Source organism: Legionella sp. PC1000 (assembly GCF_014109805.1).
GTDB classification, from domain to species: domain Bacteria; phylum Pseudomonadota; class Gammaproteobacteria; order Legionellales; family Legionellaceae; genus Legionella; species Legionella resiliens.
Genome location: NZ_CP059400.1, coordinates 1,888,097 through 1,901,070, shown reverse-complemented (window position 1 = coordinate 1,901,070; position 12,974 = coordinate 1,888,097). Strand labels below are relative to the sequence as shown.

Here is a 12,974-nt window from a genome sequence, read left to right as displayed (position 1 = left end):
AATTCTCAGGATTGTGCTAATTTATCGTTTACTCCCAGCTAAGCTTAAATTGGATCTGAGTTGCCTTTTTTTAAGTGAGCAAGGTCTATTGAAAACCGGCGATTTCTCGCCGGCTTGGAAGACTTTGAATAGGGGTAATCAAATGTAAACGTTTACAGCTTAAACTCCAGCTATATCTATAGTTTTCATCTGTAAATCCATTTGCTTATTACCACGCACAATGGAAACAGTCACTTGCTCCCCTACTTTTATTTCCGTAAGCATATTATATAACATATCATAGTTACGAACTACGTGACCATTAAGCGCTATAATAACATCTCCTAGTATGATTCGTCCCCAAGCATCTCGATGAGTACCTCTTAAATGAGCTTCAGCAGCTGGGGTATTGGGGAGAACATCTGCAACCAAGATCCCTTTATGTATGCCCAATTGACGTGCAATAGTAGGTGGAACGCTTTGGATACCTATTCCAGACAATACCACTCGCCCATTTTGAATAATTTGCGTTACGATACGCTCAATATCATCAGCAGGAACAGCAAAACCAATTCCAGCAGATGAACCTGAGGGAGAGTAAATCATGGTGTTCATGCCAATTAACTGCCCTGCACTGTTCAATAAGGGTCCGCCAGAGTTACCAGGATTAATTGGAGTATCTGTTTGAATCATATTCCGAATCGTCACCCCACCGATCCCTGGAACTTTTCTACCCAAAGCAGAAACAACTCCTTTAGATAAGCTATGATCCAAGCCATAAGGATTACCTATTGCAATCGCTTTTTGCCCCACTATGAGATCATTAAGATGTACTATTTGGAATGGTGTAAATTGCTTTAATAAAACCAAGGCTTCTGGTGCTTCGATCTTTAATACTGCAATATCTTTACGCGGCTCTGCTCCAACCACTTTTGCCGGGACTGTCATTTTACCCAAAGTAATTGCCAACTTATCCGCTCCCTTAATAACGTGATAATTCGTGACAATATACCCACTGTTATTCCAGATAATTCCAGAACCGGCACCCTCCTTAACTTGCATTTTCTCAAAAGAGGGATTGGTAACTGTTGCCAATCTGTGAACATAAACTACTTTAGGGGATGAATCATGAAAAACTTTTACTGTATTTTGTTCATCAGGGAGAAGAGAGTCTAGATTTAAACTATACCCAGGGAAAACCAGAAGAAAGTATAAAATAAAAGAAATAAAATATATAAACCTTTGTTTTGCCATCGATATATCTCCACTAATTAGGTTAAAACCTAGGGGTCTTGCATAACCAGCTTGGAAAGACAAGATAGAAGAAAAACACCTAAAAAGTGAACTGCCCTAGGACTTCGAAAATATTTTGCAACCTATTGAACATACTGTCAATTACTCGAATAATCACAATTTTGTTACTCATTAACCCTTATTGGTGTATTAGCATTATCATTGCAGCAATGAGTGCTGTTACAGGAATGGTCAATATCCATGTTAAAAAGATTGTTCGCATCATTGACCACTGTGTTCCCCAAAAACTTTGCGAGATACCCACGCCCGCAATAGATCCCGTTACAATGAGGGTAGTAGAAACAGGCACACCAAAATCTGTTGCGGCAAAGATAACCATAGCGGCTCCTGTTTCAGCGCATAATTTGAAAATTAAAAATGCGATGAAATTAAAAAAAGCGGCCCACATTACCGCTTGTAAAGGCGTTAAAATACCAGTAGCCACAATGTAGCAATAGAATTGCCTGCATCATGAAATCCATTAGTAAAATCAAACACGGAAGCCAATAAAATCACGAATAAAATAAATAAAGAACTGGTTTCTATAAGCTTCGTGTTTAATCCTGTGTTGACACCATTAGTCTGCTGTTTTTTCCTGCTCAATTTTATTGACCATAACGAAGGCAACTCGTCGATCATCCATTTCTACTACCTCGAACCGAAAACCTTCAAATTCCAGAACATCGCCTACCTCAGGAATCCTATTAAATCGTGTTACTAAAAAGCCAGCGAGAGATACATATTCCTCATCATCGCTAAGAAAATCGACTCCTAACGTTTGCTCCAGATGATAAAGATCGACAGCACCGTCGACCTTCCAGATCCCTGTATCTAATTGCTGGATGGTTAGTTGCTCATCCTCATCAGGAAACTCACCAGCAATCGCCTCCAAAACATCAATGGGTGTTAAAAGCCCTTTCACCTCACCGTATTCATCCACTACTACCAATAACTGTCCATAAGAACGTTTTAATATATCCATTGCTCTTATGACACTCCAGTTTTCATGTAAAACAATGGGTTTTTTTAAACTGCCTTTTTCATCAATGCTACCCTTTGAAATAGCATCAGCCATTAAATCTTTTGCTCGCGCAATCCCAATCATATTATCAAGGTTGTCGCGGCAAACTAATAGAAAGCTATGTGGTGTTTCTAATAATTGTTGATGAATCACATCAATCTTATCGCTTAGATTAATCCAGGAAATATCCGAACGTAGCGTCATGATGGATTTGATTGTTCGTTCCGCTAAGGTCAGTGCACCACGTACCATATTGCGTTCTTCTTCAACAAAAACAGGTCCTTGTTCTAAATTGGCCGTAGTTTCAGTTTCGTCCGTAATTTCAATCGGAGAACCTCCCAGCAGATGAAGTACTGCATCTGCTGTTCGTTCACGAAAACTGATACCTGGTTCATTTTTAATTAGGTTTCGACGTGCCAACTGATTAAAAAATTCAATCAATATCGAAAATCCAATAGCGGCATAGAGATAACCTTTGGGAATTTTAAAACCAAACCCTTCAGCAACAAGACTAAAGCCAATCATTAATAAAAAACTTAAGCAAAGAACAATCACTGTTTGATGAGCATTCACAAAACGAGTTAGTGGTTTTGAGGCTAATATCATAACGGCAATGGAAAGGACAACAGCTGCTATCATTAGAGCAAGTTCATCAACCATCCCTACCGCAGTAATAACTGCATCGATAGAAAATACTGCATCGAGCACAACAATTTGCGTAATAACTAATCCAAAACTGACATAGACCTTACTTCCTTTACGAACTGGAGAGACCCCTTCTAGTCGTTCATGTAATTCAAAAGTTGCCTTAAACAATAAAAACAGTCCTCCAAGCAGAAGAATTAAATCACGACCTGAAAATGAAAATGGACCTATAGAGAATAACGGTTTGGTCAGTTTAACCAGCCCGAAAACAAGGGACAACAAGATAAGACGCATAAACATTGCAAGAGTTAGCCCAATCACTCTTGCTTTATTACGTTGTTGGGGAGGGAGTTTATCGGTAAGAATTGCAATAAAAATAAGATTATCAATACCTAAAACAATTTCCAAGGTTACGAGTGTAAGCAATCCTATCCAAATGGCGGGATCAAAGAACCATTCCATCATGTAACTCCCTTAATTTATATCCTAGCATGGCCAAAATTGAAGCCATAGTTGTTATTGATGAAAGCATACAAGAAATTCATCATTGGTTAAATAATAAGTAACCAATCTTCTTTATCCTTGATTCTCCACAGGTTTATCCCCAGAATTTGTGGGTAACTTGACACTGTCGCGAAATAGGATTTATTTCTGGAAGTAATAATTACGCAGGATTATGTCTGCTTCTTATAAAATAAGAAGATTATTCATTTTAGAAAAAGGTAGATACTTCGTTACTGGGTCACGACGACAAAAGGCCAAATGAAGAGCGCAAAGCGATGAAAAACGAATAAAGTAAGCGACGAACTATTCCTTCACCTGAATTTTGGGAGCATTTAAATTTAATTCTATGTTCTAAAATACTAAATAATATCTAGCTTCCGGACGCGCTATTTTTTTTGTCCATTTCCTTTTTGGAAAAACTAGTTTCAAAATAAGAGTATTCTCAGACGACACTGATGCGCTTAAAATAAGTACTATTGGTTCACTTATTCAACTTATCTGATTTATATACACATCTAAAGCGAGGAAATATTTTATATTGGGAGCAACCGGAGCAGCTTAACAGTAGTTTTGGGTTCATTCGTCCTGAGGGATCCTCAGTTTTTTGATGAGAAACCCACTAATTTTTTCGGCTACGTACCGCGCTTTATGCGCGGTATCTAGGGGATCTTTCTATGGAAATGTTCAGCGGCATCTTAAAATATCGTTCTGGTTACCGCGCATAAAGCGCGGTACGTAGAGAAATTTAAAATGAAAAACTGACGGTCCGTCAGGTCATTGACCAACAATTTCAAAGTTGGTTGCTCTTAAATTGAAAGTTTTCTTAATCTTAATTATTGAGGACTTAGCTCCACATTCTCTTCTACTTTAGATTTCGTTGAATTCGAAGGACTAAGAGGATGAGCCTTTAGAGAATTGAATATAGATACTCATCAAATTAAAAAGTTGGACTATAATATAAATCCTTGCTGATTGAAATAACATCGAGATGACCTAAATCGATATCACTCCTAGTGAAATTCCTGCTCTTTAGTAATGAAAAAGGAACGAGGTAACAAGCCCTCTAAAAATTTTATTTAAAAATTACAAAAATAAATTGCTCAAAGCCGCATTAGAAGAGCGCAAAGCGTGGCGAGTATTTTTGACGCGCTTCAGCGAGCCGCTAAGAAGTGAGGGCGAACAAAGTGAGTAACGAATCTATCCTTCTCCTGAATCTTGGGAGCTGTTAAATTTAATTCTTTGTTCTAAATACTAAATAATAGCTAGCGCCATTTCCCAATAAAAATCATAAAAGGAGAATCACTCCGAATAACCGCCATGTCATTCCATGTCTTTCGCCAGAAGTTTTATTAAAATTAGAAAGAACTCCATAGGGCATAACCATTGGGCTCTTTCTAATAGAGCTGCGACATCTATAATTTATTACTGGAAGAGCCCCAAATACTCCTCTTCAGTAAACGTTTTTAAAGGCTCGTCTGAATGAGAAGCAAAAAACATTGATTGAGCTCTTGGAGCAACCATTTTCTGAGTTGTTACAGAATTTTGACTCCCATGCATAAAAGGATACGGTAGAGGAGCAGGCGTGGGAACAATAGTTTTTTCCTCAGTAGAAATGCCAGGATATGGCATAGGATCAGGTTTTGGAACAATAGTCATTTCGCCATTAATCGATGAAGATGCGAATAGAAGATTTCTATGCTTTCCAGTTGGAGTCAATTGGGACGCGAAGAACGTTGGAGTTGTTCTGCTTTGTAGCTTTAAAGGATAAGTCTGACTCCTTAATTGAGTTTTTTCATTCCATTCGGCATAAATTTTATCTACTACAGTTGCTCGTTGTTTAGCCTGTTTATCTGCAAGACCTTGCTTTACTAAATCATTGACTAGAGGCACATGAATTGGTTTACCATAAATTTGTTCTAAATACTCCCCTGAAGCCAGTAAGATAGGTCCAACACACACCATAGTCATATGTTCCCTATTACTTACCAGTGGAGTTACTTTTTGTTTCTTATTTTCATCCTCTCTAATTTTTGTTTCCAGTATTTTAGCCACCCTATGACTCGAACATCCATAGGCAGTAAACATAGCGTGTCCTTGATAAGGTTTGGCAGGTAACCAAAGTACACTAAAATTATCATCAGGTAAAAATAGTCCATTAAAATTATACGCTTCTTTTATTTGAGCAGTACTTCCCTTATTCCTCTTAGTATATAAAGTAACACCCAGGTATTCTTCCGCAAAATCGATTAGATCTGGTTCCTCTATTTGTTCCGGTACTATATGTTTAATTATTATTGAGTTTTCACTGGTATTTACTACAATCAAACGGGAACGTAAGTTCTTATCCTCGTCCTCCATTAACTTGCCTATCAAGAAAAATTGATTTCTGAATTTGTTTTCCTGATGAACTTCCTCAACTTTCCCGTCGAAATACCTCTCTAAAAACTTCATTGATGCAACAACATAATTACCATGTGTTTCTAGATAATAATCCAATAATGGAGATTCTTGTTCTCCTATATCCAAATCCATAGAATCCTTTACGAATGCTGACTTTATATTTTCCATCATCTGCTCAGCCTCTTCTGGTTTGGTGCATTCATAAACACACAGGGTATCTTCTTCATCAAATGGAGATTTGGATTCACTAACTATCCATTTTGTTATTCCAAGGTTAATACCAATAACAGACATCAGTTTCATGTTTGATCCTCGCTTATTTATTTGGATTTTAATTCATAGTTAACCTTTAAAAACTGGACTTAAGGGTAAAATGAATTAATACATTAATTGAACAAAAGATTTGCATTTGAACACTAGAAACACAAATATACCAGACCAGGTATTTTATGGACAATAAATTAGAATACTTAGATCGAAGATTTTGCAAGAGCGCACATATCATTACCCTGAATACAGTTTTCTTGCTTATTTATTGGCAAACGCCCTCTAATTGTGTTATAAAATGAAATAATAATGCCTTGGAAATGTGCAATGTACGCGAAAAATTTACAGATAGAACAGTTAGAAAATAAAAAACTGGCGGCAAAAGTTGATGTTTTTCTTTCTAATATGTCCAGGATGCAGAGTAACGATATTATTCAACAAGCTGATAATTTAGAGCATCTAATCTACCGGCGTATTGATCAAACTTTAGCGTTATTTGATAGTAACCAAGACGTAAAAACAGGTATTGTTTTTACAGATTTATTTCAAGAAGTCAGTCAGCTGAATCAAAAACTCAATGCACTACATAATGTACATTTACATAACCCACTTTTATATTTTCATGCGTTCAACATAGAATTAATCCCGAAAGATAAACAATCACATCCCGCAGAATATTTGCGTGAGCAATATAATTACTTTATGGATAATTTCTTGGTATTTGATAAAAAAAGCAAACAGAAAGAACATATTGCGGTATTTGTGCGTCAACTATTATCTCAACCTACCGGACAGAGATTGATCATCAAATTAAACCAACTTGCATATCAGCATGGTTGTCGCATTTCAGTTGAAGAAAAAAATACCCCTATGCTATCTGTTACTCCTGTGGCAACCTCAGGTGTTGGTGAATCCGCGGCAATGACTGATGCTACTACAAAGCCAGTATTAAAATTTTTTAATTATCCCAGAACGATATGGAAGCAAATGCAGCTTTTATATCCTCCTAATTTTTGGGAAGACCCGCGCTTTACATTCCAAGCTTTAACGTTTGGCAAAGAAACAAGTTTAGCTTTCAAACCTCCATTTATCTCCATTGGACATGAGTTTACACATACGTTACATTTTTTTAGAGGCAAAGATAGACGTAAAATGGCTTTTTTGGACAGCGAAAAAATGTATATAGAAAGATTGTTCTCAAAAAGCATAGAAGAGCTATGGACAATTGATCGCGGGAATATCAATGAGAATAAGCTAAGGGCTGAGCATGGGATTAATCCTTGTTTTAGTCATGTGAGAGCCGGATTATTCGTTGACCCTACCGATGAGCTTTCACTAGAGCGTATCAAAGAAACCATGTCCAAAGTGCAATCACAACTTCAGGAATCACATACGAAATCCAATCAAGATAAACAGAAACACACTCAACATGAAAAGGCATCCGGCGGTTTTGCCACATTGGCGTTACAGGATGAAAAACCAGAGCGTTGTCTTGTTCAATAGGTTTAAACAACTGCAGATCTCAAAGGACTGGTTCAACCAAGATTAGCACAACGGTTTATTACTAATAAAGTGATTAAATAAGTCAAATAACCTTGCCGGTTGATCTATAGGGGCAAGATGTCCTGCATTTCGAATCTTAACTTGGGTTAGGCCACCTGACATTTTAGCATAACCAGCTACTTTGCCATCTGTATGCCATACACAGGAAGTTGTATGAACAAATTTATTTTTGAATGGCCATTTAAGTGCGGATAGCCATAATTCAGTGCTCATAAAGTTTGAGTCCTTTCCATCTTCCAGACCATTATAAATCAATACTCGAATATCTGCTGCAAGGATTTTAGGATATAAATCGGCAACAGAATCCTGTTCACCAATTTCAAGCCGACGAGCTACTTGTTTACTAAAATTGTTAAATTGTGGAATACGCTTATCTATATGCAAAGCTTGACGAACTTCAGATTTATTTAAATAATTAATCATGGGTGTATCATCAGGTTCTGTACCTTTGGCAATATTTGCCATATTAAGTCCGCCACTTTCTTTCTCTATTAATTCCTGCATTTTTTTACAAACCTGGTTTGCTTTGCGACTTGATGGGATTGTTTTGTCTATCTCTTTAGTACATAAATAATATAATTTTAATACTTTGTCTCGAACTTGATGATCAATAAGACCATGTGAATAAGCAAAATCAGCATTTGCACGTTGTTGCAGACGAGGATTAACCCAGGCATCACCAATTAACAGTCCTTTTAAATTAATTTTGGGAGTAGTCCCTGTTTCAGAAATAATTCGAATAGCTAATTGAGGTAAATATTTTCCAGCATAAGATTCACCAGCCAAATAAAATGGTTTCGACTCTAGCTCCGGATGCTGCTGAAAAAAAGTCTTAAGTGCAACATATAATTGATCTATTGCTTCTGACTCATTTGAGAATGTATTATGTTCCCCATAAGAAAATCCAACCCCAGCTGGTTGATCAATTACTAAATAATTGGCTTTTCGGCTCCAAGAATAATGACGTTCTGACAAAGTCCCATCTTGATTAATTGCATAAGGCCCGTTTTCCATAAAAAAACCATACATTGACGCGAATCCGGGACCACCATTTAACCATAACACCAAAGGAGCATTCGTATAATGCTCTCGATTTTCAACATACCAATAGAATAAATTACCTTGTGTATTACATTTTTGCTTTAAACAAACAGAAGTCGAAAGAGGAAGATAGCCTGCATACTCTAAATTCTTAAGCCTACCAAAGCCTGGTAAGGATACAATTCTATCTTGTGAACTATCAGGAATATTAGACGAGGAGGCGAAGGCTACTAAAGTAGCCCCAAAGAATAAAAACCAAAAGACAATATGCATAGTACTTCCTTTATTGAATGATTAGGCATCTCAAATGGCAACCACAGGAATTTTTACGGCTGATAATGATACTCATAAAGATAATGCCTTGAGTCAAGTTCTTGACAAAGCTTAATTCTGAAAAATAATTCTTAAAAATATTAGAGCCTCATAGATAAAATGTTAAATAGATATTGCTTCATCAAGGCTACACTTTCTTCGTTAATTAACCAGCTTACTGTTCTTCCGAAGATTGATCAGTATTAGTCTCATGGATTTAAAAAATAACCTTGATTTCGCTGCTGATCAATCAAGCTAAAATTGATATGCTTGCTATAATAATGGTGATTAATATTCAGCCAGGAGGAAAAAATGTTTATTAAACCGGTACTTGCTTTGTTTGGTTTCGCCTTGTATTTGAGTCCTTTTTTAGCCTTAGCAGATGAAACGAAAATGTGCAATGCCACTCAGCAAGGAAATTGTGGCCGCTTTTGTCAAGCCCATCAGGGGATGAAATCTTGCATCATTGATATCTCCACAAAAAGCGGAACGTGTACTTGTGAAGATGGCGTCAGTCATACTAAGTCAAAGTAAAGCGGCTAATAATATAAAAGTAACCATTTGCTTGCTTTATTCTAGCGCTCCATTTCTGAATGAAAATCACATAAAGCAGAGTCACTCCGAAATAGCTGCCAAAGCATCCCATGTCTTTGGCACGGAAATGTTCGAACCGAAAGAGGTTCGCCAAAATGCAGAGCGAAGAGCATTGCCTCTTATATCCAAACTATTTATGTTTAAAAAGCTGATTTATATCTGGCTCCGCTTCAGCCATATTATCTAAACTATTGATAGTTTCTTCCTTATCCTTAACTGTTTCTTTTTCTTCTGAGTTCTTTAAACTTTTGTCTTCATCCAAAACTCGTTTAGACGTATCTAAAAAAGACCATTTTTTTGAAACATCGCCAGGTTTTTTTACACCGTCAGTCTTTTTCATCATCATGTTTACTCCTTGTGATTAAATTATAAACATTAAACCACGATATATTAAATTTAACAAATATGGGTAATTTAATTATACTTTAAATGTCATAGTAGCCTCTTCCCCCGGATACTCAAGTTCGAACCCATTCTCAATCAAAGGCGCAAAATATTCGGTAATTGAGCGAACAGGCTTTTCTAAATATAAAGATTCCCCTGACTTTGCTTTAGGATTAATATTTTCTTTCTTAATCCAATTTTCCATCATTTCCTCGTTATAAATAATAATCTCTTTCGTTTTCATATTAACTGAAGCAAACATGGTCAATTCTCTTGTGGGACTATTATTATCAAACATCGCCACAGATACATTAGAACCTATTAATTCCTTTTGATTTAACGATTTCATCATTTCTCCAGGTACTGCTTGATGCGATCCAAGTAAACCTTCTGTATGTTCATATCGTTGTGTTGTTTTCCCTCGTCCATATGCTCGCTCGATAGCAGCAGCTACATCCGTAGAGATCGCAACAATATCTACTTCACCATAGCGGTGATTCGCTTCTCGAAGCTCATCAGGTTTTAATTTGGTTTGGTCATGGAGAAAACTGGGGTATCTCTCTCCACTTAATTCATTGCTGTTTTTTGCAATAACTTGCATTACCCTTTCTTTAACTAACAAGGCTTCTTCATAAGTAAATTGAGAGTATTTCAGTGGATGTACTTCTGGTTTTTGTAGAAAAGGCTTAAGCCTATCAGCATTATGATGAACAAGTTGATTCCATTCAACAGGTTCGGGTTTATATTGTCCAATAACTTTTGAAACGAGTTTAAGACAACTCCCTTTTCCGGAAGCAACACCTCCAGTAGTAAATATGGCTACAGATCGTTCTTTTTCAACATACTCTAATCGTTCAAGAGTACGTTGTTTACAAAGCTCATTTATAGATCCTGTCACCACAGGTTCAATTATTGCTCGTGCTCTCTGAGTATAAATCAATGCCATGGCTCGCTGGACGCATACCGCTTTAAGTAATTCTTTATTAGAACTCCATGGCTCTTTTCCTGAAATCGACGCATAAAATGATCCTAGAGTTCCTAACTCCTCAGAGGAAAAAGGATACACCTTTTTTGTTTTACCATTATCTAAGTCATTGAAAAATTCGATAATATCAATTTTGGTATTGGCATGCATTAAACTGATCTTAGACACCATTCCCTCAAACAAATCCCCTTCTAGTGTTTTTTGTACCAGGGTAAAAGCATGCCCGAATGTATCCATCTCATCATCAACATGCTTATCCAATTTCATGGTCGCTTGTAACTGAGCAAGTATCTCATGTTCAACAAGTCGTCCAGGATACAAACATACTAAATTTCTAACCATTTCTTTGGGAAAGGCAGTCGTAGTTTGTTCTAATAAATCTATACCATCTTCACTGCCACCAGAACTTGAGTAAGCTATTATCGTAAAATCTTCCGGGCTAACTTCGTGTTTTGATTTTATTCTTTCTTTTAATTCCACTGTTGGCACAAAGAATCGACCTTCATATGATATTTTGTCCACCTTTACTAGCATTAAGCACCCTATGAAATAATTAAAGAGATCATATAGTACAATATATAGATTAAGTGAGCATTAAGAGGGCACTAAGTAATTTTTTGGATAGGTAAGCGTGAGTATAAACAGGATACGACTTGATGATTTTATAATGAAAATTTTATTCTTACACCGGAATACCTGTGACAATACACTCCCGTTTTAAGCTGTTTTTTTTTATGATGCATTTTTGATTGTTAAAGATTGTAATTAACAAGGTGACAACAAACCAGGGAAGACTATATAGTCTAACTTATTTTTATGGCCGGCATAGATAATTCAAATTTCCCTCTTGAAATTCAGCAGTTGGTTGATAGCTTGGCTGATAGCCTTCAGGATATTTTTCTCCGGATGGAGTTTGATGGCAGTACATGATTTCATCTGTATCTGTTTTATCTATACAAGGTATAAGTTGTTCTTCAAATTGATCTATCTCTTCCTGGATAGAGGGCATTTGCCAAAGCACAGCTAATGCGGATAACCAATAGTTATAATGGAAGCGATTATATCTTAAGGTAGCCCATGCTCCTGTTAATCCTGAGAGACGTTGTTGCGTGAACTCTTTATATAAATTTTCTTTTCCACCAGCTGCTTGATAAATAATTTGGGAAAAATCCATGCATGAAAAAGTGAATAAAGAGTAAGATATTTCTCCCTTTTCGATTTGAGAGTAAATACTGCGGATTTGTTTTAAGACATTAACTGCTTCTTCATCAGAAATCAATTTTTTGAAAAATTTTCCGCGGTAATGCTTTGTTGTCTTATAGTCATCTCTGAGCGTTCCTATAATCGGACCATATATACTATGCCTATCAAAGTAAAAATTTCCCTCATCACAATTGCTGCATAGTAATTCTGTAAAAAAATGATTGCTCGAGCCGTATATAGTTAACGAATTATTTAAGATAAACTCATTAGGATTTAAACATAATCCATTATGGGTCAAGTTTTTAAATTGGTAGGGATTACTACAATTATATTCTGCCCTGAATAGTGGTGCTATCAAGTAAGCACTTCCTAATAAGCAGATACCACCAATATATTTTTTATAATTTTTCCATAAATGAAGGCTAGTACGATGATAAAAGTAAGATAAGTTTTCAGACCAAGTCGCTTTATTTGCGGGAGGTGCTATATAAAAGTCGAAAAGTGCATTTAGTTTTTTAAAATGCGGTGATTCTTGAACCATATAGCAAAAGAACAAATTTTTTCTTTTATAACGATTGTTATGAGGGATAGAATGAATTTCTTTTTGAAACATTTTCAAAGTATAAATGAAATTAGATTGATTATGATTGAGATCTAAAAACGCTTTAAATACCTCTATCATTTTATCATCAATAGGTGAAAACAAATATAACATTACAAATTTTAACATTAATGATTTATTTATTAATTGGCTCATTATAACTTTTTATTAATTGTCACACG

General features: G+C 36.1%; 10 protein-coding genes. 2 read left to right on the top strand and 8 right to left on the bottom strand.

Translation table 11 applies throughout. The features are described 5' to 3' along the window. Positions 1 to 159: 159 nt before the first annotated feature. From FOLKNPGA_RS08285 to FOLKNPGA_RS08270, 4 genes are all read right to left on the bottom strand, one after another. Complete coding sequence (locus FOLKNPGA_RS08285) at positions 160 to 1,233, bottom strand: S1C family serine protease (protein ID WP_182352586.1); 1,074 nt, start codon at positions 1,231 to 1,233, stop codon at positions 160 to 162. A gap of 178 nt (positions 1,234 to 1,411) precedes the next feature. Continuing rightward, a complete protein-coding gene (locus FOLKNPGA_RS08280; protein ID WP_232890928.1) occupies positions 1,412 to 1,717 on the bottom strand; it encodes an inorganic phosphate transporter in 306 nt (101 codons plus the stop codon). A 132-nt stretch (positions 1,718 to 1,849) separates the two neighbouring features. After that, positions 1,850 to 3,403, bottom strand: coding sequence for a TerC family protein (locus FOLKNPGA_RS08275; protein ID WP_232890927.1), 1,554 nt, complete (start codon positions 3,401 to 3,403; stop codon positions 1,850 to 1,852). A 1,461-nt stretch (positions 3,404 to 4,864) separates the two neighbouring features. Further along, positions 4,865 to 6,145 carry a hypothetical protein gene (locus FOLKNPGA_RS08270; protein WP_182352585.1) on the bottom strand — a complete coding sequence of 427 codons (1,281 nt, stop codon included), beginning with the start codon at positions 6,143 to 6,145 and terminating at the stop codon, positions 4,865 to 4,867. Between the two features lie 291 nt (positions 6,146 to 6,436). Between FOLKNPGA_RS08270 and FOLKNPGA_RS08265 the strand changes: the two genes are divergently transcribed. Continuing rightward, complete coding sequence (locus tag FOLKNPGA_RS08265; protein ID WP_182352584.1) at positions 6,437 to 7,612, top strand: hypothetical protein; 1,176 nt, start codon at positions 6,437 to 6,439, stop codon at positions 7,610 to 7,612. A gap of 42 nt (positions 7,613 to 7,654) precedes the next feature. On the opposite strand, the gene FOLKNPGA_RS08260 is transcribed toward FOLKNPGA_RS08265, so the two are convergent. Further along, positions 7,655 to 8,986, bottom strand: a complete 1,332-nt coding sequence (locus FOLKNPGA_RS08260) for a S10 family peptidase (protein WP_182352583.1) — start codon at positions 8,984 to 8,986, stop codon at positions 7,655 to 7,657. A 351-nt stretch (positions 8,987 to 9,337) separates the two neighbouring features. Between FOLKNPGA_RS08260 and FOLKNPGA_RS08255 the strand changes: the two genes are divergently transcribed. Beyond that, positions 9,338 to 9,559 carry a hypothetical protein gene (locus FOLKNPGA_RS08255; protein ID WP_182352582.1) on the top strand — a complete coding sequence of 74 codons (222 nt, stop codon included), beginning with the start codon at positions 9,338 to 9,340 and terminating at the stop codon, positions 9,557 to 9,559. Between the two features lie 190 nt (positions 9,560 to 9,749). Here the strand turns inward: FOLKNPGA_RS08255 and FOLKNPGA_RS08250 are convergent, their stop codons facing one another. From FOLKNPGA_RS08250 to FOLKNPGA_RS08240, 3 genes are all read right to left on the bottom strand, one after another. Further along, a complete protein-coding gene (locus FOLKNPGA_RS08250) occupies positions 9,750 to 9,965 on the bottom strand; it encodes a hypothetical protein (protein WP_232890925.1) in 216 nt (71 codons plus the stop codon). A gap of 72 nt (positions 9,966 to 10,037) precedes the next feature. Then, a complete protein-coding gene (locus FOLKNPGA_RS08245) occupies positions 10,038 to 11,510 on the bottom strand; it encodes a zeta toxin family protein (protein WP_255466073.1) in 1,473 nt (490 codons plus the stop codon). A gap of 292 nt (positions 11,511 to 11,802) precedes the next feature. Continuing rightward, positions 11,803 to 12,948, bottom strand: a complete 1,146-nt coding sequence (locus FOLKNPGA_RS08240; RefSeq protein WP_182352581.1) for a hypothetical protein — start codon at positions 12,946 to 12,948, stop codon at positions 11,803 to 11,805. Positions 12,949 to 12,974: the final 26 nt, after the last annotated feature.